General features: G+C 47.2%; 18 protein-coding genes, 1 tRNA gene and 1 riboswitch. Of the genes, 9 read left to right on the top strand and 10 right to left on the bottom strand.

All coding sequences use genetic code 11. The features are described from left to right. Positions 1-143 precede the first annotated feature (143 nt). The 3 genes from NDI34_RS19910 to NDI34_RS19920 form a co-directional block, all read right to left on the bottom strand. Entirely contained in the window at positions 144-854 is a 711-nt protein-coding gene (locus tag NDI34_RS19910; RefSeq protein WP_190533717.1) for an SDR family oxidoreductase, read from the bottom strand. 211 nt (positions 855-1065) lie between these two features. Beyond that, on the bottom strand, positions 1066-1956 hold the full coding sequence (locus NDI34_RS19915) for a hypothetical protein (RefSeq protein WP_348233603.1): 891 nt from the start codon (positions 1954-1956) through the stop codon (positions 1066-1068). Beyond that, positions 1953-2360, bottom strand: coding sequence for a pirin family protein (locus tag NDI34_RS19920; RefSeq protein ID WP_348233604.1), 408 nt, complete (start codon positions 2358-2360; stop codon positions 1953-1955). Before NDI34_RS19920 ends, NDI34_RS19915 begins: the two co-directional genes overlap by 4 nt. Before the next feature lie 342 nt (positions 2361-2702). Here NDI34_RS19920 and NDI34_RS19925 point away from each other — a divergent pair, with 342 nt between their 5' ends. Then, entirely contained in the window at positions 2703-3263 is a 561-nt protein-coding gene (locus NDI34_RS19925; RefSeq protein WP_348233605.1) for an opioid growth factor receptor-related protein, read from the top strand. A 263-nt stretch (positions 3264-3526) separates the two neighbouring features. On the opposite strand, the gene NDI34_RS19930 is transcribed toward NDI34_RS19925, so the two are convergent. After that, positions 3527-4312, bottom strand: coding sequence for a DUF3891 family protein (locus NDI34_RS19930; RefSeq protein WP_348233606.1), 786 nt, complete (start codon positions 4310-4312; stop codon positions 3527-3529). A 342-nt stretch (positions 4313-4654) separates the two neighbouring features. Next, positions 4655-5551 (bottom strand): alpha/beta fold hydrolase, encoded by an 897-nt coding sequence (locus NDI34_RS19935; RefSeq protein WP_348233607.1) that lies wholly within the window; start codon positions 5549-5551, stop codon positions 4655-4657. Positions 5552-5683: 132 nt separating this feature from the next. On the opposite strand from NDI34_RS19935, the gene NDI34_RS19940 reads away from it, so the two are divergent. Next, positions 5684-7744: an S-layer homology domain-containing protein gene (locus NDI34_RS19940; RefSeq protein ID WP_348233608.1), complete on the top strand. Its 2061-nt coding sequence runs from the start codon at positions 5684-5686 to the stop codon at positions 7742-7744. A 77-nt stretch (positions 7745-7821) separates the two neighbouring features. On the opposite strand, the gene NDI34_RS19945 is transcribed toward NDI34_RS19940, so the two are convergent. Beyond that, complete coding sequence (locus NDI34_RS19945) at positions 7822-8862, bottom strand: mechanosensitive ion channel family protein (protein ID WP_348233609.1); 1041 nt, start codon at positions 8860-8862, stop codon at positions 7822-7824. A 164-nt stretch (positions 8863-9026) separates the two neighbouring features. Then, positions 9027-9557, bottom strand: coding sequence for a hypothetical protein (locus NDI34_RS19950; RefSeq protein ID WP_348233610.1), 531 nt, complete (start codon positions 9555-9557; stop codon positions 9027-9029). Positions 9558-9937: 380 nt separating this feature from the next. On the opposite strand from NDI34_RS19950, the gene NDI34_RS19955 reads away from it, so the two are divergent. From NDI34_RS19955 to NDI34_RS19980, 6 genes are all read left to right on the top strand, one after another. Beyond that, complete coding sequence (locus tag NDI34_RS19955; protein ID WP_348233611.1) at positions 9938-11284, top strand: hypothetical protein; 1347 nt, start codon at positions 9938-9940, stop codon at positions 11282-11284. A gap of 59 nt (positions 11285-11343) precedes the next feature. After that, positions 11344-12261 carry a histone deacetylase gene (locus NDI34_RS19960; RefSeq protein ID WP_190429743.1) on the top strand — a complete coding sequence of 306 codons (918 nt, stop codon included), beginning with the start codon at positions 11344-11346 and terminating at the stop codon, positions 12259-12261. A gap of 737 nt (positions 12262-12998) precedes the next feature. Then, positions 12999-13083, bottom strand: a riboswitch (cyclic di-GMP riboswitch). Beyond that, positions 13077-13505, top strand: a complete 429-nt coding sequence (locus NDI34_RS19965; RefSeq protein WP_190429744.1) for a hypothetical protein — start codon at positions 13077-13079, stop codon at positions 13503-13505. (Overlaps the previous riboswitch by 7 nt.) 274 nt (positions 13506-13779) lie before the next feature. Continuing rightward, positions 13780-14244, top strand: coding sequence for a tRNA (cytidine(34)-2'-O)-methyltransferase (locus tag NDI34_RS19970; RefSeq protein WP_190411980.1), 465 nt, complete (start codon positions 13780-13782; stop codon positions 14242-14244). Between the two features lie 860 nt (positions 14245-15104). Next, a complete protein-coding gene (locus tag NDI34_RS19975; protein WP_348233612.1) occupies positions 15105-17708 on the top strand; it encodes a peptidoglycan DD-metalloendopeptidase family protein in 2604 nt (867 codons plus the stop codon). A gap of 126 nt (positions 17709-17834) precedes the next feature. Then, a tRNA-Met gene (locus tag NDI34_RS19980) sits at positions 17835-17907 on the top strand. 71 nt (positions 17908-17978) lie between these two features. Here the strand turns inward: NDI34_RS19980 and NDI34_RS19985 are convergent. Then, the gene (locus NDI34_RS19985; RefSeq protein WP_348233613.1) at positions 17979-20039 is read right to left on the bottom strand and encodes an amylo-alpha-1,6-glucosidase; all 2061 of its coding nucleotides are present in this window, start codon (positions 20037-20039) and stop codon (positions 17979-17981) included. A gap of 145 nt (positions 20040-20184) precedes the next feature. Here NDI34_RS19985 and NDI34_RS19990 point away from each other — a divergent pair, with 145 nt between their 5' ends. Then, on the top strand, positions 20185-20790 hold the full coding sequence (locus NDI34_RS19990; protein WP_190411983.1) for a peroxiredoxin: 606 nt from the start codon (positions 20185-20187) through the stop codon (positions 20788-20790). An 86-nt stretch (positions 20791-20876) separates the two neighbouring features. Here NDI34_RS19990 and NDI34_RS19995 read toward each other — a convergent pair whose 3' ends face one another. Together NDI34_RS19995 and NDI34_RS20000 are read right to left on the bottom strand one after the other, a co-directional pair. Then, complete coding sequence (locus tag NDI34_RS19995; RefSeq protein ID WP_348233614.1) at positions 20877-22334, bottom strand: tetratricopeptide repeat protein; 1458 nt, start codon at positions 22332-22334, stop codon at positions 20877-20879. Positions 22335-22338: 4 nt separating this feature from the next. Beyond that, positions 22339-23451 carry an NB-ARC domain-containing protein gene (locus NDI34_RS20000; RefSeq protein WP_348233615.1) on the bottom strand — a complete coding sequence of 371 codons (1113 nt, stop codon included), beginning with the start codon at positions 23449-23451 and terminating at the stop codon, positions 22339-22341. Positions 23452-23543: the final 92 nt, after the last annotated feature.

The following is a 23543-nucleotide window of genomic DNA, read 5'->3' on the forward strand; positions in this document are numbered from 1 at the left end:
TTCAAAAAACCTAACTTTAGAGAGATGATAAAAATAAGCTACTCATCCCTTTTAAAGGTGGGACTACAAAAATTGTAGGAACGCACTTGCTCGCGTCTGTCTAACCTAAAGCAAATAGATATAGAAATGGCATGCGATTGTGCTTACCAATCAATGGGTTGGCGATCGCGGAAAAAACCACTCGTGGGGCCATCATCTGGAAGAGTAGCCAGCCACACAATTGTTTCAACCCCTTGCTCTACAGACCGGGTAGCATTTGGGCCACCCATATCGGTTCTTACCCAGCCAGGACACACAGAATTCACTAAAATATTGGTGCCTTCCAACTCATTGGCAAAAATCCGTGTGAGGGCATTTAATGCGGTTTTGGACATTCGATAAGCGGGAAATCCAGTGTTCATGTCGGATAACTGCCCTGCTCCCGATGATACGTTCACAACACGCCCATACTGATGCTCTTTCATCAGCGGAATTAATGCTTGGCAAAGCAGTAATGGGCCGTGTAAATTCGTCTCCATCGTTTCGTGGATGGTACTAACCTTGGTGTTGAAGATACTACTCTCTGGATCTCCTAAAGGATCTCTAGCAATTCCAGCATTGTTCACTAGAATATCTAATCGCCCGAATTGATTGCGGATGAACTGAGCAAGATGCTCAATACTCTCTGCACTGGTGACATCAAGCAGATGAGAAACTACATCTAAGCCTTCAGCTTGCAATTTCTCAACGGCTGCTTTCCCCTGTGCTTCGTCACGACTGGTCAGAATCACTTGGATATCTTGCTTTGCGAGTTGTCGGCAAGTTTCAAAACCCAGCCCCCGATTGGCACCCGTGACAATTGCGACTTTCTTCATCGGATTTTCTATACTTCCACTGCTCCCTCCGTTTCTACTCTAGACTTTTTTGCTTTTATTGAGTGTTCTGCAAAAATTTCAGGACTGATTTATCAATGAAGTTTCGGCAGATTCTTTGGGAAGTTGCTCAGAATCTGGTTAATTTCTTGTCCTGGTGTAGATGAGCGTACAGAAGCAAAATTAGCAACACGGGTACAGTTTCCTGTACGCATTAGGGCGCAAGCCACAAAGCAACATTCCGCGCATAAGTCTTGATATCTTCTAGGGCGCGTGGCTCTTGGTTCATGCCATCGCCGGGAGCCTCATCCACAAAGCTAGGACAACCTTTTTCGATGTCCCAGTTGTAATCGACAAAATGGTGAAAACTCGATGCAGCAACTGCACGCCCTAGGGTGTTGCCGTCAGTGTCTTTTTCACTTTCGATAACAACAGCCAGATTAAAGGGACGACCTGTAATTAAGCTTTTGCCCATTGCAATAACCCGAGCATTTTTTGCGCCTGCGGGAACTCCGATTGCGCCCTCATGGGGATGAGTGGGAAAATATTCGACTAATCCAGAAGGTGAATTGGGATTGCGTAGAAGTTCGTGAATGGGTTCCGTAGGCGTTATTTTTTGATAGTCGCCGTTGCGCCCAGAATGATAGTTAGGCCAGGAAATATAGGTTGTGTAGGGGTCGTCAATGCACCAGCGAGATTCGTCGGGGTCTGGATTTTTGGTGTTGAAAAAGTGGATCGCGCCGATGTCACCCAGACCGTACATGGAGCAACCCATATCTTGATGATCGCGGGTGGTGAGGATACCTCCACCGCGTTTGCGAAATGCATTGATTCCCGCACAATCTTTTTCCGTCAGACCTTCGCCAGTATCTAATGCGAATAGCCATAGCTGGTCAAAATCCGAGCGGTCGAGGGTACTTAAAATTGGGTCGTTGCCGTCTGCATCTAACACGCGATCGCGTTCTGTCACTTCAAACAGGAGATTCCCCGCTTCATCTGTAACAGATGCGAGATAGTCGCGTAACATCGAGAAGCGCCAAATACTCCAGTCATCTTCTGTTGTCGGGATGGTTGTCTGGAGCAAAATGCGAATGGGTTGTGTCATTGTTTTTTACCTAATTCTTCTGGATCGGAAATCATCCAAATTTGGGGAAAGTAGACGGAATTAGTTTCAGAGAAATTAAATTCGCGGTGGGTGATGCCAGCGCCAGCACTCATCATCTGTGCGTCTCCTGGATAAGTACCTGTCCGATTCCCCAAGCTATCTTGATGCTCCATAGCACCTTCTAGGACGTAGGTGAGGATTTCCATGTCATGATGGCTGTGGGTACCGAAACCAGAACCGGGTAAGACTCTATCATCGTGAATCAGCCTGAGAGTGCAAAATCTCATTGGCTCTGGGTCAAACAAACCCCCCAAGGAAAAGGTGCGATCGCTATCCAGCCAACCTAGCTTGGTATAACCGCGATTTTGCCTGTCGTGGATTAAATTGAGCGTATCTTGACTCATCGCTTGCACCTCGGTTTGAGTAGTCAGACACGGATGTCAGTTCATGCGATCGCCTAACGCTAGCAGCTACATTGGCATCGTTGAAATTATCAACGGTTATTTTAACAAATGTAACAGTTAATAACTGTTGTTAGCGCTACTAGGCGACTGTGACTTTTGTGAGGAAAGCGAGATAGTTGCATAACGAGGAATGCTAAATACTCTAGTTATCTCCTTATTGCTAAATAGTCGTTTGTAACAGAAGTGCTAATCGACTTTTCTATCGCCTTGCAGCTTCACAATGAGCGTAAATCCATCTATTTTCCAGATTGTTAACATTAGATTAATTGCAGAGGAACACTGATGACAAAATCATCTGACAAGGAATTGTCTGCTAAACCATCCCCAGCTCTTGTGGCTTTCTATCTTAGTCAGCGTCCCGATTCGGAAGGACGGATGATCGATGATATTTGGTCATGGAATTACGAAAAACTTGAACGGATTCATGACTATGTTCAGTGGCTTTTCCCCCTGAAAGATAAAAGTGGCTACAACCCTAATGCACTGGTTCTAAATGATGAAATTGTTCAAGCTTTTCGGACAGATCCCTTACTTAAAACACGTCTGCAAAAGTCATTTAAAATAATGCTCAGGTTTTACGGATTCAAATGCAACGAAGGAAACATCAATAATATTCAAATAACCAAATCTGACCAATATCAAGATAGAAAAAGGGCTTGGATTCAGCCTCTTAATCATAATTACCTCCGGATTACCAGGATTTTAAAATGTTTGACAACTCTGGGATTAGAAAATTATGCCCAAGCTTTTTTAAAATGTTTAGATGATATCTATTCAGAAGATAGTCAAAAAATTGGAAGTGACACTTATGCTTTTTGGAAAAGGGCAGTTGAAATGAGTTGATTTTTCGGGGTTTATTGCCTAAACGAGCGTCGCAATGAACCCCGAAGATTCTCTTGAAAAACGACGATAAAATTACCTACTCTTGGATAAGAGAGCAGGCGCTCTTCATCTCTCTTGAAAGCAAGTCTAGTAGGAATATTGGGTAAAAAAAGCAAAATATAGAGTCAGCAGAGGCAAAGCATTTGCCCCTACTGACTTCTTTATGGGTAAGCACAATATGTTGCTTTGATGAATACCGATTAATTACATAATCCAGTCGGTGCTTACACGGGATGCAGGTGAGTTTTAATCGTCACCCAAGGTGCTTTCGCGATCGCGTTCCGCATCGTCTCCTCGTCTGGGAAGGTTTCCGATAGATAGCGTCCTTCGCAAACCAGCGTCACCGCGTTCTCTGAAAAAGGCCAAGGACTTACCGCTACCTGAGTTGGATCGCCTGCTAGTGGCGTCAGCTTCAGCGTAATTTCACCCTCAGCGGTGGGAACCTTCTCTACTGAACGCTCTTTACTTAACTTCATGCACAAGATCAGCGATAAACAATCCCAGATTCCCACTAACTGCCGATTTCGGGCGATCGCTTCTGGTGTGCTGTAGGGTGCGTAATCCGGATCGTTGCGGAGGGAGTCAATTAATTCCTTCTGGAAAGCCTGTTCGCGCCCTAGGAAGTCCTGCACAAGCTGGATATCTTCTGCGGAGTCGTTACTAGAGTCGTAATGCTCGTAGAGGCGCGTACCGTGCAGGGAAGCCAACAGCGCTGGATATCTTCCTTGAGCGATCGCTAATTCTCCGGCTTTTGACCAAATATCTATATGGATTTTTCTCGGTAATTCCGTGAAACTGTGCGGCAAACCTGTTTTTGGGTTGAAGGTAGGCGTCTTTTCCCAGGACAGCCAGCCAATATCATGTTGCTGGGCACCTAAGCAAACCTCTTTTCTAGGTTCCAGCTTCCCAAAATACTCATTTCCCCAAGCTTGTGCCAATTGACCCGATACCCATGCATGGGCAAGCTGCGCGATCGCTATCAGCCCCTCTGGTTCTTTGCGATATAGCATTTATGGTTCCTACCGCATCTTCCTAACTATAGTCGTGATGAGTTGGATGCTCCTCATCACAGCAAGCCGTGCTTTATCCATTTAAACCGCTCGCGCCCTACGAGTCTGTCCGCTCCGAGATTGATTTCCACGAACGGGATCGGCAGTGAATGGAGTAATCCTAATTTCCTTTGTTTTCAGGAAGGCAAGGAAGGAGCGAAGAGGTTGGATGTAACGTTAGGTGAATCAGGCGCGAGGGGACGCGATCTCGAAGCGAGTGCGATCTCGTTCCCTCAAATTCAGCACCTCAAATGCACAAGTCGGTGCAACGACAGTTGAACCGAAACTTCTACTGACTAAGTTTTATTGACTGCTCAGCTGCGCCAACCAATCCAATATCAAAGGATTCACCACGTCCGGACGTTCATCATGGGGACAGTGACCCGTTTTGGGAATGCCGACAACCTTCACGGGTTGCCCATTCTCACTTAGCTCTTTATAAATCGCCGCGCCCTTAATCGGCGTCCAGGGGTCATCTTCTCCCCAAAGTACCAGCAGCGGGTGTTGTATTTTTGGTAACAACTCGGCTGGGCTAGGGCCAGGGGGTGCCGTGAGAATTGAGGCAAAAACCTGCTGAGCGCCCGTGTCACAAGAAGGATCGTAAAGCATATCCACCAGTTCATCCGTGATAGCTTCAGGGTTCACGTAGACCTGTCTGAGCGTGCGACGGAGACGATCTTTGTGGCGGATACGGTTAAACAGGAACGGGCCAGCAACTTTGGAACTTACCAGCTTCGTGAAGGCTCCCATCACCAGCCGCAGGGGGAAATTCAGCTCATCAGGGCGATGATTCAAGCCACCGGCACAGTTAATCAGCACGCCACCAGCGGAAATTTCTGGAGAATTCACTACTACCATCAAGCTGAGTAATGCCCCAATCGAGTTGCCGACAAAGACGGTCGGTTCCTGAATATGAGTTTTCCAGAAATCCTTGAGTAGTTCTTCCCACAATTCGAGAATGTAATCGAGGGCTGGCTTGTCCGAACCGCCGAATCCGAGTAAATCTAGGGCAAATACTCGGTAGCCCTCAGCGGCGAGGACTGGCATATTCTTGCGCCAGTGTCCAATGGAAGCGCCAAAGCCGTGAATCAGCACTAGAGGGCGACCTGTGCCCATGACTGTGTACTGAATCCGGTAGCCGCGCCAAGTCCAGTTGAGTTTTTCAAAAGTGCTTCCTGTTTTTAGCTGCTGAGTCGTCACGATAATTATTAAGATTCCTTAACTATTTTTCTATCGTAATAGTCTCTATCATTAAAAAGAGATAAACCAGGGAACATCTAACCGACTTGAAAAGTCACGCTACCCGTTTTGTTTAGGTGTGAGAAGAGATTAATGAAGCGAAGTTCCTTGGTATTTTTAGGCAGCCTGGTTTTTGCTGCTGCCGGTTTAAGTATGACAACGGTTGCCCCTGCGATCGCGCAAGTTGGACAAACAACGGGCAATCTGCCCTTATCGGGTCGAAATCTGCTCAGCCAAGCAGAAGACGATACCGCCCAGCTGCCAACAGCGGTTGCTGAAGCTGTTTTAAAGGATGCTGCCCAACGGACAGGAATGCAAAGTTCTGACTTAACCATCCTTCAGGTGGCGAAGCAAACTTGGTCAAATGGTTGCTTGGAGTTAGCAGAAGCAGGTGTTGCCTGCACCGAGGCACTGGTTCCCGGCTGGTTGGTACTGGTCGGTAGCGCCAAAGAACAGGGATTTTGGGTTTATCGCACCAATGAATCTGGAACGGTGGTGAAGTGGGATGAAGCAGCGACCCAGACGCTGACGGCTCGACTCCGGTCGGAAAGTACCACCACTGGGCAACAGACAACAACCCGTCGCACGGAAACCACCGAGCAAAGGAGTACCGTCCGCACAGAACAGCGGTCTACGGTGGCAATGACCGAATCCGCAGGCAACTTTAGTCTTGCCGTTCTGCAACCCGCAGGCAGCCTCACAGAGGTGATTACTCGCGTATCGGTGAAGTCGAAACAAGGCAACAGCTATGCCCAAGAGCAGTATCTCGGCGACTTCAGATACAAAATCAAGCAAAAAGCGAAGTTTGTCAAAGGTGTGAATCCGGGCGATCGCGTGGTGGTGCGTCTATACGACCAAAATCGCTTGATTGGCTACAGCGAGTTTGAATGCTTGTCTGAAAACGCCGCCGTTAACCTAATTTTGTCAGAAAATCCGTCTGAAACCCGCGTAGTGCGGACTGTGTACGGCATTGATGCCGACATGGATGGCAACATCGACAGCGGTACCACCGCCTACAACTACTACACCCAAATCGACTCTCAGGAACGGGTAACATTCCTGAGCAGCGTCGAGCAAATTAACGTCAGCCAGTTCCAATCGAGCGAGATTTCGACCTCGGCAGCAACTAGCGTTTATTCCAGCTCATTTACCAGCGGTGAATCAATGCTGGCGGGTGAGAGTATGAGCGTTTACAGTTCAGGAATGGCTGCCTTGCTAACATCGGCTCCGGGTCAGCTGGTGCAGGTGATTGAGGTAGAAGCCGATAACGCTACCTACGAAGTCAGCCAGCTGCTGGCAAGATATGCAAACGTGGGAGTCACTCGAAACATCCAGACGAGCTTTCCCGATGTCCCGCAGGGCTACTGGGCAAAAGATTTTATTGCCCAACTGGCGGAGTTAGAAATTATCGAAGGCTTCCCCGATGGTCGCTTCCGACCGGATCAGCCGGTGACCCGCGCCCAATTTGCGGCGATGTTGCGGAAAGCGTTTGAGATGAATAAAGTGCGGAATGCGATCGCCTTCCGGGATGTCTCCTCCGATTACTGGGCGTACAGTGCTATCCAAGAAGCCTATGAAATGGGCTTTTTAGGCGCTGTTTCCCGCAATGCATTCAACCCCACCCAAAAGCTTTCTCGTCTGGATATCTTAGTGGCATTGGCGAAGGGAATGAACTATTCTTCTGCCAGTACCACCACCCAGACGCTGCTGCAAGTTTACAGCGATGCCGCTAGCATCCCTAGCGACGTCCGCAGTTTGGTTGCGGCGGCAACAGAACGGGGTCTGGTGGTGAACTATCCCAATGTCCAGTCACTCAAACCCAATCAAGTCGCCACCCGTGCAGAGGTGTGTGCTTTCCTCTACCAAGCCTTAGTCAGCACTGGGAAGGCTCAAAACATCGCCTCGCCATACGTGGCGGGAGAAGGTGCGAAACCCCCCACAGTGCGCGAAGTTGATACTCCCAAGCCAGAAAACGTCCCTGGCGATAACCGTGAGGTAGAGGGGAGCGAACGCACGAATCAGCGTCAGAATTGCAACCAAGGGGTCGGTAATGGGCCAGAAGGTTGCGATCCAGGCAATTCCAATCGGAACCAGCCCAGTAACGACGAAGGAGCAGGCGCAGCGCCTGGCAGTCCGGGTCGTCAGGGTCGGTAATCGTTAGTCTGACGACTAAAGAAAGCCGCAGCTATCCAAATTGGATAGCTGCGGCTTCTATTCGTTCAGCGTTTATGTTACTCATTAGCAATATTATTTCCCTTCTGGTTTACATAAACTTCTCTACTTGGAAAAGGGATAGTAATTTCTTCTTGTTGATAGCGTCGGTGTAATTTTTTGATAAATTTATGCTTGGCAATTCGTTGGTTTAGAAATTCATTAACTCTAAGAAACACTGTAAAATTAATACTAAATTCTCCAAAGTTTTGATATAAGATAAAAGGCTCAAAATCAGAAATATCGGCTGCTAATTCTTGCATTACTTCCTTAGCAACTTCAACCGTTATTTCTTCAACGTGTTCCAAGTCGCTATCGTAACTAACACCTACTTGAATTGGTAAAGTTATTTCTTTCGCTGGTAAATGGTAATTCGTAAAAATGGCAGAAGCCAGTTTTGTATTAGGCACAACGACTAGATTATTTGGCAGTTCTCTAATCACCGTATTCCGCCAAGTGATATCGGTAACGTAACCTTCTTGTCCCGTCTCTAGTTTTACATAGTCGCCAGTTCTGACTTGTCCAGAAATAATCAAATATAATCCTGAAAATAAGTTAGACAGGGTATCCTGAAATGCCAAAGCAACTGCCAAACCGCCAATTCCCAAGGTTGCCAAAATAGGTGTAATGGAAATCCCTAGCGTTTGCAAGATCATCAAGATTCCCAAAACCAGAACGACAATTTTGGCTAGGTTAGATAGTAATGAAGCTGAAACTCCGGGTGTTCTTTGACCAAATATCGTAACAAAACTCGCCGTCAGTCTGGCTAAAACTAAGGTGACAGAATAGAGGAAAATAACAGTCAGAATATTCTGAAAAATGCCAGAAATCCGGTCAGGAATAACCTGATTTAGTTGAAGGGTAAAAATGGCTCCGTAAAAGCCAGCAACAATCAACCAAATTTTGGGGATACCACGCAAGGAATGAAAAACGATTTCATTCCCTGGCAACCGAGTTTTAACAGCAATTCTTTTGAGTCTGGGAAGAAAAAATTTATCAAAAATTATCCCAACGAGAAATCCGCTAAGAATAAAGGCAATCGGGACAATCCATTGCTTCATGTTGATAGTTTTATCTCAAATCTATTTGTATATGTTATGAGACTGGTGATAGGGGCAACTCTGGAGGTTGCCCCTATCGCGGCTACACATCGCAGCTAGACAATTGTAGAGACACGATTTATCTCATCTGCTGGCGCGACCTCTAGAAAAAAGATACAGCGTAGTTACGACAATTGTTGCTTCAACTGATCGATCAACTGTCTCAAATTTTCTGGGCTGAGAATGGCTTTCACTTCCAACTGTTGCTGAGTATCTCGCAGAGTGAGGATGTGGTTTTCACCTTCCTTGGCAGCAAATTGCAATTGGGGAGATTTAAATTCAATCTTTTGATAGGTGATTTCTGGTATCCCTACCCGAATGACAAGTTCTTTTTGAGATTGGGGATAGATATAAAGTTGCTGGCGAAGGGTATCAAGTTCGAGTTTGGTAGGCGTAGTGCTGCGTTCTCGATCTTCGTTGATTTTGCGCCAGTAGAGAGTGATCCCGCGAATCTCAGGGATTTGAATCTCAAATACTTCGTCAAAGCGTTGGGGTTCCCAGTCGAGTTCGGTAGCATCGCCCGTTTGAGGAATGATTCGCTGTCGCCACGTGATTTTATTGTCGATGAGACTTGCCCACCATTGGCGGATGGTTGCGAAGTTGTTGGTATTGTCAGGATTATTGCTGCCCTGTTCCCAGACGATTTTGTGTTGCATTTTCTCTCTTCCCTCCCCATCGCTTGCTGATTTCTCTTCTCTCCATCCAGTTTAAACTTCCTCCCTTGCCGGGAGTTGCTGTGACACGAAGATGTCGAGGTGTTGTATACGGCGTATCTACAGCGATCGCTCGCTTGCCTTATCTTCAAGTCTAAAATCGGATGAATTTTGGGTGGGGAAGAGATGCTACGCCAGATTTTGCGATCGCTTCTAAATCTACCTTGAGCAGGTTTCGTCATACACTCTATATTGGTTCTCAGTCCGCGCCAGCGGGCTTTGTTTAAAAGTTCTCGCAACTTCTACTTCCTTGCTTCTGAAGTAGGGTTGGCATAGCTGTGATTTAAATCGCCAGGTATGGTGGCAATATGTTTACTCTTCCGATGAACCTGTTATTTCTTCCTAGCCTGGATCTATTTGTTTACCACCTGAGAAACGGCTTGGGAGACGATGCAGAGCAAATCAACCAAAATCAGCTCGCGTTTTGGGATAACTTCCCGTTAGAATTGCAAAGAATTCTTGTCGCTGCTGACGATTCAAATTATAACGATCCAGAATATTTAGAATTATTGCGCCTAGCGGGGGAAACTGAAGCTTATTATACTTTTCAAGCTCGCACTGAAGGATATCCAGTCAAAGGCTTTTATTATCCCGTGCGATTTAGCGATAGTTATGGGCTTTTGTTTAATTGCCACATTAATGATCGAGACTATCTGCAATCTTTTAAATGCTTTCCTACCCTCAAACATCTTGCTGCTGATAAACAAGGCAATCTTGGAAAAACCTGGATCGTGTCTGGGATTTTACCTCGTAACTGTGAAACCCCTTTAGAATGTCTCGCCCAAGAAGCTTACGAAACTTTGAAGTTTGGGAGATGGAAACAACAAAAGCCAAACAAAGGAAAGTTTTTAGGGGCAACCGTTTTTGAAGTTTGGCTATCTCCCCAGCGTTGGGACATGGAAGAGAATCACCATGTTTTGGTTATCTTTTATCCCGATGTAGCCGCCGAAACTGAAGCTGCTAAATATTCTGAGGTCTGGATGCAGTTGTTTTACTACCGCAATAAAATTATTTGGTCTTATTGTGAAGCTCAGAAACTCAGACAGCAATTGCAAGAGAATTTCGGCTATATTTTTCAAGCGGGTGAAATGCTCAAGCAGGTACCGTTAAAAGAATTGCAGAGAATTTTAGAAGTCAATATAAAAATATTGTCCCAGTATGCTTCAGACTTAAATCATCTAGAAATTCAATTGCACGCGATTGAAACCTATCAGAAAAAATACCAAGAACATTTAAATTACCTGCTTCAAGAAGCTAGCAAATATGGAGAAACCGAGCTGCATTTTTTGGCACAATTCAACCAAATAGTCAAGCAATACGAAATTCAAATCCAACAAGATCGTGCCAGCTTTAGCCCTGCATTGAGAGTGCTAGAAGATGTGATTAACACGATTCGAGGCATCGTCGAGATTGAACAAGCTAAGCGCGATCGCAATCTGGAAAATATTATCGCCGCTGCCAGTCTGGGAGTGGGAACCGCCTCAGTCGCCGCCTCTGCTTCCTCGGCGTTGGTAAAAGATTTTACCCAGCCTTACCCTAACCAAATCGACAACCAACTATCCGCAGTCATCCCCTTGGCGAATCTGGTTATTGTCATCTTGTTCAGTATTGGTTTAGGTTGCCTGGTTAGTGGGTTTGCCTGGAAAATTTTGCGATCGCGTAGCGTCTGAGGAAAATTGCCTCGGAAATCCTCTCTTCCTTTGCCGCTTGGCAGTTCAAAATTTTAAATATGGACTTGCCAATTATTTACCACCCGGATTATGTCGTACCTCTCCCAGAAGGGCATCGCTTCCCCATGCCCAAATTCAGCAAACTCTACGAAATGCTCTTAAGCGATCGCGTAGCGCATCCAGAGCAAATTCATCCGCCCGAACCTCCTCCACTAGCGTGGATAGAACTCGTTCACACCCCAGAATATGTCCGAGCATACTGTGAAGGCACCCTCGATGCCAAAGCCCAGCGAAGAATCGGATTGCCCTGGAGTCCCGCATTAGCAAATCGTACCTGCGTGGCAGTAGGCGGTACGATTCTCACCGCTAAACTGGCACTCAGTCACGGTTTAGCTTGCAATACTGCGGGGGGTACTCATCACGCCTTTCCCGGTTATGGTTCTGGTTTCTGTATTTTCAACGATTTAGCCATTGCTGCCCGCGTGCTTCAACATCTGGGACTGGTGCGTCAAATCCTGATCGTGGATTTAGATGTCCATCAAGGAGACGGTACCGCCGTGATTTTCCAAGAAGATAGCAGCGTCTTCACCTTCTCGATGCACTGCGAAGTTAACTTTCCCGGAACCAAACAACAAAGTGACTTAGATGTTCCTCTCCCGATTGGGATGGAAGATGACGCCTATCTGCAAACCTTGGCAAAATATCTCCCAGATTTGCTCTCACAAGTCAAGCCGGATCTCGTTTTATACGATGCTGGCGTCGATCCTCATGCTGGCGATCGCTTGGGCAAACTCGCCCTCACAGACACCGGAATCTTCCGCCGGGAAATGCAAGTTTTGAGTACCTGTGTGGCACTCGGCTACCCAGTCGCCTGTGTGATTGGCGGGGGTTATGCTGACGATCTTGACTCCCTCGTTTATCGGCACTCCTTGCTACACCGAGCCGCCACCACTGTCTATCATCAGTACCAACTTTGATGCCAGACTAAGGGCAGAGGAGCCATTTCGTCTTCCTCGATACACTTTTTAACGGTAGCGGTATCCCGTGTCCGTACTTCGTACTCACTCATCTGAGGAAAAACCCCTTGCTATCAAAAGGCTTTGAAATTGAAATGTATACCGGCACCCCCAATGGTGACATTGTGGGTTTATCCGATCGGATTGTGGCAGACCTAGACGGGTTCATGCGGGAGCCGGATAGCCGCAACGTGGAATATATCACAGAACCCTTTTATTGTTACGACCGATTATTGTGTGCCTTGCTACGCCCTAGACGGCAACTCCGAGAGTATCTAAAACGCCTGGGAAATTACACCCTGATTCCGGGGAGTACGCTGTCTTTAGGCGGCAGCGATCGCTTCTGGCGATCTGACCCTAGCAATCCTTACCACGACTACATTGAGAACACTTACGGCACCAAAGTTGTCACCGCCAGCGTCCACATCAACATTGGCATCAGCGATCCCGAAACCCTGATGCGGGCGATTCGCCTTGTCCGCCTAGAAGCACCCTTATACCTCGCTCTCAGTGCTTCTTCCCCGTTTTTGGATGGGAAAGCCACTGGCTATCACTCGACTCGCTGGGGACTGTTTCCAAAAACCCCAGCCCACGTTCCCTTATTTGAAAGCCACGCCCACTTTATCCAGTGGACGAAAGCCCAATTAGCCGCCGGGACAATGCAAAATGTCCGCCACCTCTGGTCATCCGTGCGACCAAATGGCAACCAGCGCCCCTACGACCTTAATCGCCTAGAACTGAGAATTTGCGACCTAATCATCGATCCGGTTGCCTTGTTGGCGGTTACAGCCTTGCTAGAAGCCCGACTTTTGCAGTTGATTGATGACCCTAGCCTCGATCCCCTGGAAATGAGTCAATTGTCTTCACAAGACTTAATTACCCTGACTGACGCCAACGAAGACGCCGCCGCCCGTCAAAGTTTGGATGCAACTCTGAGACATTGGCAAGACGGCAGACCGATTCTGGCGCGAGATTGGATTGAAGAAATAACCGGCGAAGTTTGGGATCTGTCTAAACAGATGGGCTTTCGCTGTTTCTTGTCACCCCTGAAAAAGATTCTCCGGGAAGGAAATTCGGCTCAGCGATGGTTAAATCTCCAAAACCAAGGTTTTGACACTTCCAGCGTGATGATTGACGCCATTCAAGCGGTGGCAGACCAAGAGCGCGAACTGGAAGACAAATTGTGCGAGAGCCTAGTTGCCTGAAGCACTTGAAGGATCGAGAATGAAGCTTGAAGGCAGAGAATTATCCTAAAGCCTTCATTCTTTATCTTCGATCCTTCCTAGCCCCTGATTTCTTTTTTTGCCTTTTTATGGCTTAATTTATTGGCTAAAAAGAATCATTCGGGAATTAGAATATTTAATCAATTTGATCTGGGTGAGTCATATAACAAATATGTATAGGTTCATGTCTCTTTGGGTATAATTTGAGTTTCCAGCGTGGATTTTAGTGTTAGAGCCAGAGTAATTAGTAAGTCTCATGCCGTTTGTTGTTCTCTACAAGCCGCAAATTCCGCCCAACACCGGCAATATTGCCCGTACCTGTGCTGCCACTGGGACGGAATTGCATTTAGTCGGGCCGTTGGGTTTTGACATTAGCGATCGCTATCTGAAACGTGCCGGTCTGGATTACTGGCCCTACGTCAATCTGCACCACCACATTGGTTTAGAGGATTTTCAGGCATTCCATCAGCAGCGAGGGGGACGATGGATTGGCTTCAGCGTTTCGGGAAGGGATAACTACTTGAAGTTCGAGTTTCGGGCAGATGACTGGCTATTATTTGGTAGCGAAACAACTGGATTACCTCCAGAAGTTCTCGCCCTTTGTGCCAATACTGTCTATATTCCAATGTCACAGCCGCACGTTCGGAGCCTGAACCTTTCTGTTAGTGCCGCAGTCGGTTTGTTTGAAGCGCGTCGCCAACTGGGGATTTTGTCCTCCTGAAGGAGGCAAACAAGTCCTTTGCTCATTGCGTGTTATCAATCTTTAGTCAGGTGTTCGCAGATTGAGTTAAAGGTTAGAAATTTGGTTTGACCTTTTCTCTAGGAATCTCAAACGTGTTAACCGGCAACTGTTTGTGACCATTTCTGGCTGAGCTTTCCCTATGACTTCTTGCTCAACACTCGGTGACGAATGACTCTTTTCCCTTTCTTGAGAGAGTTTCTTTTACGTCCTTCAGCTATCTAGAATACCGAATGAGCGCGGCTTAGATAAGAAATTTCTATGAACAACAGAGTAACAACGGGAAATTGATTGATAGATTTTTTTATCCAAAATCTTTCAGTGCTGAGCCTCTAAAACAACCTCGAATCAATCTTTAGGAAGATTTTTAGTAAATATGCGTCGGTATGCTCTATGCCATTTGTCAGAGTTTTCTCCATGATTCTACGGTTGTTATTCAAGGCAAAATCAGCTTAAAGTCTCATGTTGTAATGGATCAACAGCAGGATGCCAACAACGAAAAAGTTGTTTTCTCAGTCTTCCGGAGTAAAGCAAGTCAAGCAAGTATGTTCCAATATGCACGCCTTAGAAAGGAATACACCATTGACTTGCCAGCTCTTGACAAAAGGCTCCTGATTAACGCAATGATGAAGTCTTCAGCAGGGTGGGTCAAATGTAGGTCGTGCATGATTAAATTTTCCCAGTCATGTAAACTTGTCTAAATCAAAAAAGCAGGGTAATCTTGCCTAGGTATGATTACCGGCAGTGATCCTAATCACTTTTTGATGTGATTTGTCCCATTGACTGGTAAAAAACAATCATTCAGGGACAGTTAAGCGCTCGTCATAAGTAGGAGGTCGTGTTTGAAACGCCCATTCACGCACAAGATTAAATCAGTTCCTTCCTGTGCAGCAGACAAAGATGCGAAAGCGAATCTGTCCGCAGGAAAGCTTTCCGGGGGAGAGTCAGGTTTATTGAAGCCAATTTCTCCAGAGGTTAACCGTCGGGCTCGCACCTCTGCCGCCATGATTGGATTGGCAATCTCAATGGGCACCTCCAGCCTATTGCTGCCGCAACAAGGCGATGAAGCAAAGGCAGCCGATCCGGTCGCCACAGAGCCGACTGTTACCAAAGCTCCTGCTGCAACAGATATTGCTGTTGCCGCTCCTACCTCAAAAGTGGAGCCAGAAACAACTGCTTCAGTCGCAGCAATAAAGCCGGAATCCAAATCTGTCGCTGCTTCCCCAAAGGTAGTAGAGCCGGAATTCACATCTGAGGCCGTTTCCCCGAAGGTGGAGCTGGACGCTAAAGCAGAATCGAAACCAGCACCGCGCGTTATCGAACACAAGGTGCAGCAGGCACAGACAATTTGGCAATCGTCGAAGAACTATGGGGTAGAACCTGCCGCGATCGCCACTTCCAACAACATCAAGTCCAGCTCAGCTCTTCCATCTGGGCAAGTGGTGAAAATTCCTTCAGTGAACGGTATTGTTCACGAAGTTAAGCTGGGCGATACCGTCGAAAAGCTATCTGAGTCTTATGGTGTTCGCCCGATACAGGTGCAGCAATCATCTGGAGCGACAACATCGGATGGACTGCCGGTGGGTCAATCAGTCACGATTCCCGGCAACGTAAATGAGCTATTAAAAGCAAGACAAGACGCTGCCATGAGCCGCTTAAAGGAGCAGCGGAGCCGCTTGCAGAACAGTCTGGCGGAGTTGCGGTCTGAGGAGACGACAAAAGCATCTGCTGGTCAATTAGAGGTCACTGAAACAGCCCAAATTGATAGCTCTGAAGCTGCTGAGGTGGAAATAGCTGCTCCTAGAGTGCAAATTCCGGTCGCGGTGCAGATGCTAGGGGAAAACGCCCCCAATCAGGTAATCAACCAAGTACCGTCCGTACCACGCAATATCGCGGTGCAGATGCTAGGGGAAAACGCCCCCAATCAGGTAATCAACCAAGTACCGTCCGTGCCACGCAATATCGCGGTGCAGATGCCAGGAGAAAACGCCTCCAATCGGGTGATTAACCACCTCCCATCGGCACAGGCACGGGAATCGCTAGAAGCATCCCCGCAGGCGATAGGGGTGAATGAAAGCGTACCAATCCCAGTACCGACCGCGACTAACCAAGCGCTGCCAATCCAGACAGTGGCACCCGTACCGATTGCCGTCGTCGAACCTAATGGGGTAACGGCAGATGTTTACCAGGTCAAGGCGGGAGATACGGTGGATGCGATCGCTCGCATTCACGGCGTTTCCAGAGGAGAACTGCTGCGGATAAATCAGTTAGATAACCCGAACATGATTCGAGTGAATCAAGCACTGAAAATCCCGAAAAAACAGACTGTAACTGTAATTCCTGGTTTGAACGCTGCACTTAGACAATCCAAGTCTAATGTTGCTGTACCGAATCTCTCCGTTCCTACTTTGCCAACGGCTGTTCCCTTACCCGTCGCAGCAACACAGGTACGGGTGCAAAGTAGTGCTAACGTACCTATCGTCAAACCAATGTTAGTAGCGGGTAATCCGTTACCCATTGCCACACCCGCTGCCACACCGATTGCCGAGAGGAACCAAACTCAGTCTGCTGGCTTGAAGCAAAACTCTGAGTACAGCACCCAGATTGAGAAACTACGGGAAGACATCATCAAACTACGGCAGCAGTATCGTACCCAGCAAAACGGGGATACCGCTAACTCACAGAACGTTCCGGTTGCTAACATCTCGGTGCCAGTGACTCCCGCATTCGAGCCGGTTGCACCTGTCGTCAACAAACCGTTGCAACGTTCTGAATACTCGACTCCGATCAATCCAGAATTCAGCCCAAATCGTTATAACGAAGCCGTACAAGCAGAAATGCAAAAGCGGCAACGGCAACAACAGCGATCGCAGGCGGCAATCGAAATCAAAGTGCCCCCACCTGCTGCACCACGGGCTAGAACCCAGAAGCCATTGGTGGCAGCAGCGCCCTCCGGAGCGGACACTTATAACCCGACACTCCGGCCCCCCTTCGGACAACAAGTTGCTCCAGAGTTACCGCCCCTCCCTGGTCCAAATCCCTACCTGCCGGATAGCCAAATCCAATTCAATGGCTACATCTGGCCCTCAAAGGGCGTTTTGACCTCTGGTTATGGTCGGCGCTGGGGACGGATGCACAAGGGGATTGATATTGCGGCTCCGGTTGGCACACCCGTCGTGGCGGCAGCTCCTGGTGTCGTAGTCTATGCACGCTGGAATTCAGGTGGTTATGGAAATCTGGTGGACATTCAGCATCCGGATGGCAGTTTGACTCGCTATGCCCACAACAACCGGCTCCTGGTTCGCGAAGGCGAAGCAGTTGAGCAAGGTCAGCAGATTTCTGAGATGGGCAGCACCGGACGCAGCACTGGACCTCACCTTCACTTTGAGTTACATCCATCTGGAAAAGGAGCTATCAACCCAATAGCTTTGCTACCTCGACGCTAAAAAAAGGCAAAAGACAAAGCAAAAGACAAAAGAAAATATATTCTTTTGTCTTTTTTCTTTTCTTGCGTGAGGGATAGCAATAATCACGCCAGTATGCTAGGATGATAAGGTTGTTCAAGAAAACTTGGCTCTGTAGCTCAGTGGTTAGAGCAGGGGACTCATAAGCCCAAGGTCGCAGGTTCAAATCCCGCCAGAGCCATTTTAAAAGTTATGAAAAGCTAGGACTGAGGAATGAGTAGGCTTGCGATCGTACTCATTCCTCGGTGCTAATCAGTCAGAGTAGTGCCGGATGAGTTCGGCAACAGACCAAGCTTGAGCGATCGCTCCTTGAGCTGCATGAGGCGGATCGCCATCAAAAATTTCCGAAACCGAACCCAGGCAGGCTGAGGACTGCAAGTGTTCAATCATCGACTGCCAATCAAAAGGGACGGGTTCTGAATCGTAGAGGCGCTTCCAGGCTCGGATAAAGGGGCCAATCAGCCAACTCCAAACCGTACCTTGGTGGTAGGCGCGATCGCGATATTGAGAATTCCCAGCATACGTCCCCACATAGCGGGGATCGGCGGGGTCGAGACTGCGGAGACCGTAGGGTGTCACTAAGCGATCGCCTGCTACCTTGAGGACAGACCGCCCTTGCTCGGCAGGAAACCCGCAATGATAGAGCGAGAGCGCCAAAACTGCATTCGGACGAATTGTGGGGTCTCGCACATCATCCGGTGCGATCGTATCGTAGAAATATCCCAGAGTCGGATTCCAGAACTTTTGCAGCGATCTCTTCACCTGTTGCGCCTGCTGAATATAGCGTTCTCGCTGGTTAATCCGCTTCTGTGAATTTGCTCCCCCTTCCCTGACTAACAATTCTGCCCACCGGCTAGCCCAACATAAAGCAGAGTACCAGAGAGCATTAATTTCTACAGGTTTACCCCGACGAGGCGTTACCGGCTGACCATCAACCACCGCATCCATCCAGGTAAGCGCCACTCCTGGCGCATCCCAGGTAACTAGCCCATCCGTGGCATCAATCCGGACATTGTAGAGGGTGCCAGCCATAAAGCTTTTGTAAATCTGCCGCACCACAGGATATTGCTGAACCAGAAAATCCCAATCCTGCGTTGCTTCTAGGTAAAGACCCAAAGTTTCAATCCACCACAGCGCAGCATCGATACTGTTGTAAAATGGCTCAGCTCCAGTATCTGGAAACGCATTCGGAATCAAACCATTCCGACAATAGCGCCCAAAAGTTTCCAGCAGTCCCTTCGCCAACTCATAGCGCCCAGTCGCTAAAGCTAGTCCTGGTAGAGCAATTAGCGTATCGCGTCCCCAGTCATTAAACCAGGGGTAGCCAGCAATCACAGTCGGGCCAGCAATGGAAGCGCGGTAGACAATAAATTGATCGCCTGCTCGCAACAGATGCTGCCAAATATCATTGTCAATGGTTGAGGGTTCGTTGCCATGAACCCTCAACAAGGGACGGCGAAGCGCTTTCAGTCGTTGTTGCTCAACCTGCACTGCTTGCTCAAAGTCTAGGGAACTGAGCTGTGATTGTTTAGAGTTGCATAATCCCACTTTCGCTTCTAGGGTGAGGGAGTCTCCCGGTTGTAGGGGTACTGTCAGGTATCCAGGGCTGTAGAGGTCTTCCTTGTCGCCCAATCCCCGCCGTTTCTCTTCTGGATAGTAATAATGCCAATACCAAACGGTGTCTGGTTGATAGCGACCCTTACTCCAGCGCAATTGCCAGGGAGTCCCAGTCCAGTCAGGACGCATCCCTTGCAAGCAAATTTGCTTTTGACCGACTAATTGCGAGAAGGACAATCCGGAAGCGCCGGATTGCTGGTGGTGAAAGTCGCGATCGCCAATTACCGGGCGTAACCTCAGCGTAGCCAACTCAGTGCCTTCATAGCGGTACTGAATCAAAATCCGGTGACAAAACTGGGGAGTGCCTAATTGCTCAGTCTCGTTCCCGCTACTTACGCTCTGTGAGCTACTTTCTACTAAGCCATAGGGCATCACCAGCTGCCTGCTTAGCTGCCAGTTATCTTCACCCCAAACCCAACGGGGAAAGGGGTCAATGTCAAAAGAACGCAATAACTCGTAGCCCAAAGGGTCAATTTTTCCATCTATCCAGAAATTTGTCCCTAGTGCAAATACCCGTCCTCCTACATCCAAACTGGCATCCAGGTGAGACAGTAATAAAGTGCGCTGACTCGGCGGATCGAGGGCGGCAATTAACCAACCGTGATAAGTCCGAGTCCGAGCATCACAAACCGTTCCACTGGCAAAACTTCCTAACCCGTTGGTCAGCAGCCACTCGCGCGTATCCAAATTCTTCATTCCTACTCAAACTCGTTATGAGTATGATATAGTTGTTACAGTTCGTAAATTAGCTGTCGTTGCGTCTAGGGTAGACCTCAACTAGATTACCCTTGACTCAGCACGAGTCAATGCAAAATCTATTCCATTTAAGGAGAATCTATTCATGACCCACCACACAGAAGGCTGTCTTCGGGTTGGACAAACCGCCCCGGACTTTACCGCAACCGCTGTGGTCGATCAGGAATTCAAGACCATCAAACTGTCTGACTATCGTGGCAAATATGTAGTCTTGTTCTTCTATCCTCTTGACTTTACATTCGTTTGTCCTACAGAGATTACAGCTTTTAGCGACGCTTATTCAAAATTTCAGGATCTCAATACTGAAATCCTTGGTGTCTCTGTAGACAGTGAATTTTCCCACTTGGCATGGATTCAGACAGACCGCAAGTCCGGCGGCGTCGGCGACCTAAACTATCCCCTCGTTTCCGATATTAAGAAAGAGATTAGTGCTGCTTTCAATGTCCTCGATCCAGAGGCAGGCATTGCACTCCGGGGGCTGTTCATCATTGATAAAGAAGGCGTGATTCAGCACGCTACGATTAACAACCTGGCTTTTGGTCGCAACGTCGATGAGACTCTGCGGACGCTGCAAGCAATCCAGTACGTACAAACTAACCCCGACGAAGTTTGCCCCGCTGGTTGGCAACCCGGTGATAAGACGATGGTTCCCGACCCCGTTAAGTCAAAGGTCTTCTTTTCTGCCGTCTAACTTCCTAGTGTCGAGTTAGTTTCAGAACTGATTCAGTTTTGAATTAATCAAAAACCCCAACACAAGATGTATTGGGGTTTGTTTTTTTAGGCTTGCGATCGCGTTAACTCCTGTAACGCTGCTTGCACGATATCTAGATGCTGGTGATTGTATGCGATCGCTTTTTCATAATTTCCCAAGGCACAGCAAGCATTGACTAGCTTGACTAAAAGCTGCTCCTCTCCTCGGTGGTCTTGGATTTGCCGTACAATAGCTAAACTTTGCTCGTAGCAATCGATTACTTGGTTATATTCGCCTAAAGAATAGTAAGCACTTCCGAGACTTCTTAGAATTAAATCTTCGCTCTGACGGTTTTGAGTTGCTCGTGCAACTACCAAACTCTGTTGGTAGTATTCTACTGATTTAGCGTACTTTCCCAAAGAAGAATAAATACTTGCCAGACCTGTCAAAGCCGTCATTTCTCCACGACGGTAATAGAATGCTCTTGCAAGAGTCAAGCTCTGTTGTTTATACTCAATTGCTTTGGTGTATTCTCCCTGAAAATCGTAAACAAGTCCTAGACGTTCCAAGGCTGCAATCTCCCCTTGGATGTCTTGCCTTTCTCGTGCTATTACCAAACCTTGTTGTTGATATTCAATTGCCTGATTGTAGTCTTTCAAGGCACAGTAAGTAAAACTCAACCTTGCTAAAGCAAACTCTTCTCCTTGTCTGTCTTGAATCTCTCGTGCAATTACTAAACTTTGGAGGCGATAATCAATTGCTTTTTCATAGTCTTTTAGTAGTCTATCGTAAACATCACCCAAGCCCCCTAGAGCTGCTATCTCCCAACGGGGTTGTTGAATTTCTCTTGCAAACCTTAAAGCCTGCTGATAGTAGTCAATTGCTTTAGTATAGTCTCCCTTGCTACTGTAAGTATCTGCTAAACTACTAAGAGCCGTTGTTTCTCCCAGGCGGTGTAGTATTCTACTCGAAAGCCTTAAGCTTTTCAGGTAATACTTAATTGCTTCTTCATAGTTTCCTAGAGAATGGTGATAGACCATTCCCAAACCTTCTATAGAAACTATCTCCCAATGATGGTTCGGAATTTCCTGTGCTATTTTTAAGGCTTGCTGATAATACTTAATTGCTTCAGTCGGTTTTCCTAGGGAGTAATAAGTAGTCCCTAGACTATGCAAAAAGATCCAGTTCAACCGGGGACTTAACTTATTTAAAATATTGAGGTACAAATGTGTTTGTTCACGATAGTAACCCCAAGTACCTAGCTGCTTGTGTAATTCTTGCTCTGTAGGAGTGTTGAGGCGAGTAAACAGGATTTTATCAGCTTCTTCCCAGGCTTCTACTTCACAGAGATGGTGAAAAGCTTCCAGGTAGCCGCGCACTTTCTCTAGATTGTTTGCATCTGGATTGGGTTTGTACTTCGTTAACCAGTTAACGACGGCTCTGTAATGGGTGCGCTTCCAATGCGGCTGAATCAACTTAATGGCTTCTGAATTGATACCAAGCTCTGCCAAGACCGATTCGCTAGGCGGTAAGATGTTACTCATTTTATTAATGCAGTTTTTTTAAGTGTTCAAGTGCCATACTGCGGATTAAATTGTGCTGTCTTAGCAGGAATTGATCGTCTTCAACAACTTCCTCAACCAGATGGCGATTTCTTAACACATCCAGCGCCGCCTCTTGCTGGTCTTCATCACAGTCCCAATCTTCCAAGTGACTCAGCCAAAAATCTTCCGTTACTGCACAGCGATACACAGAAGCTTCGCAAAGCAATCGATAGGCATTGAAGACATCCTTTTTCAAGCGTCCAAAAGTTTTTTCTAGCCGCACTCGCACATTTTTTCTTAATTCACGGGTATATCGATCTAGCCGCCACTGGTCATTGGCTGATGCTGTTATTCCTTTCGTTTTGGCTTCCTCAATTGCCTTTTCAACTTTTTCAATTTCATGCCCTTCTTTGTTCCAATAAGCCACTACATTGCCATTAGAAGGGGGACTGCAAATTTCTCCAGAAATCACCCTCAATGCCAGGGGATGCCCTTCATAAGCAGCGCCAATCCGTTCTAGATACGGTGTGTTTGGTGAATCTGCGCCAACTTCTAGCCCAGTTTTATCGAACAGCTGCAACCGCTCTGGTTTTGTAAGTCCACTTAAAACGGTGCAATCCCAAAAGTTTTTGTAACGCGCTGGGATTTGCTCTGGTAAGTCTTGTGAAGTTAGGATCATTCGACTTTGGCAAGATTCAGCTGATAATAAACTTTCAAAGAACTTTGCCCACTCGTTATCCTTAAAATCATTCCAACCTTCTTCTTCATTTCCTTCCAAAATCGATTCCAGAGAATCTATCACTACTAGATACCGATTCTCTCGCAAGCGTTTAACTAACAAATTCAGCAAATAATTTGTATCTTGGCGGTTTTCTTGTGTAATGGCTTCTCCCCACTTTTCCAGCCATCGAGCTGCAACACTGGCAAAGTCTGAAGCTTGCTGCTCATTTTCAAAATTTTCTTGATGAAACTTAGTCCAGTCAGGCTGCAATTCCACTACTAATCGTTCAGCCAAAGCTGTTTTACCAATCCCCGCTATACCAACAAGGATTAATAGGCGACACGACCCTTGAATTTTTTCTTTAAGTTCGCAAACTACAGCAGATTGCAAGTTCATGAAGTACAGTAGCAGCAGTTTGTGAACCAGTTGCGTAGGTGTTTTGGATTGACTAAATCAAGTGCAGTAGCAAGCAAAGTATCAACCATTTT

Origin of the sequence: Trichocoleus sp. DQ-U1, from assembly GCF_039961925.1 — a bacterium.
Classification (GTDB): Bacteria; Cyanobacteriota; Cyanobacteriia; order Cyanobacteriales; family FACHB-T130; genus FACHB-T130.

Excerpts from the sequence above, each read along its gene's own strand:
- NDI34_RS19920 (WP_348233604.1), bottom strand. The coding sequence starts at position 2,360 with ATGAGTCAAGATACGCTCAATTTAATCCACGACAGGCAAAATCGCGGT.
- NDI34_RS19915 (WP_348233603.1), bottom strand. The coding sequence starts at position 1,956 with ATGACACAACCCATTCGCATTTTGCTCCAGACAACCATCCCGACAACA.
- NDI34_RS19925 (WP_348233605.1), top strand. The coding sequence starts at position 2,703 with ATGACAAAATCATCTGACAAGGAATTGTCTGCTAAACCATCCCCAGCT.
- NDI34_RS19950 (WP_348233610.1), bottom strand. The coding sequence starts at position 9,557 with ATGCAACACAAAATCGTCTGGGAACAGGGCAGCAATAATCCTGACAAT.
- NDI34_RS19940 (WP_348233608.1), top strand. The coding sequence starts at position 5,684 with ATGAAGCGAAGTTCCTTGGTATTTTTAGGCAGCCTGGTTTTTGCTGCT.
- NDI34_RS19930 (WP_348233606.1), bottom strand. The coding sequence starts at position 4,312 with ATGCTATATCGCAAAGAACCAGAGGGGCTGATAGCGATCGCGCAGCTT.
- NDI34_RS19990 (WP_190411983.1), top strand. The coding sequence starts at position 20,185 with ATGACCCACCACACAGAAGGCTGTCTTCGGGTTGGACAAACCGCCCCG.
- NDI34_RS19945 (WP_348233609.1), bottom strand. The coding sequence starts at position 8,862 with ATGAAGCAATGGATTGTCCCGATTGCCTTTATTCTTAGCGGATTTCTC.
- NDI34_RS19985 (WP_348233613.1), bottom strand. The coding sequence starts at position 20,039 with ATGAAGAATTTGGATACGCGCGAGTGGCTGCTGACCAACGGGTTAGGA.
- NDI34_RS19970 (WP_190411980.1), top strand. The coding sequence starts at position 13,780 with ATGCCGTTTGTTGTTCTCTACAAGCCGCAAATTCCGCCCAACACCGGC.
- NDI34_RS19910 (WP_190533717.1), bottom strand. The coding sequence starts at position 854 with ATGAAGAAAGTCGCAATTGTCACGGGTGCCAATCGGGGGCTGGGTTTT.
- NDI34_RS19995 (WP_348233614.1), bottom strand. The coding sequence starts at position 22,334 with ATGAGTAACATCTTACCGCCTAGCGAATCGGTCTTGGCAGAGCTTGGT.
- NDI34_RS20000 (WP_348233615.1), bottom strand. The coding sequence starts at position 23,451 with ATGAACTTGCAATCTGCTGTAGTTTGCGAACTTAAAGAAAAAATTCAA.
- NDI34_RS19955 (WP_348233611.1), top strand. The coding sequence starts at position 9,938 with ATGAACCTGTTATTTCTTCCTAGCCTGGATCTATTTGTTTACCACCTG.
- NDI34_RS19960 (WP_190429743.1), top strand. The coding sequence starts at position 11,344 with ATGGACTTGCCAATTATTTACCACCCGGATTATGTCGTACCTCTCCCA.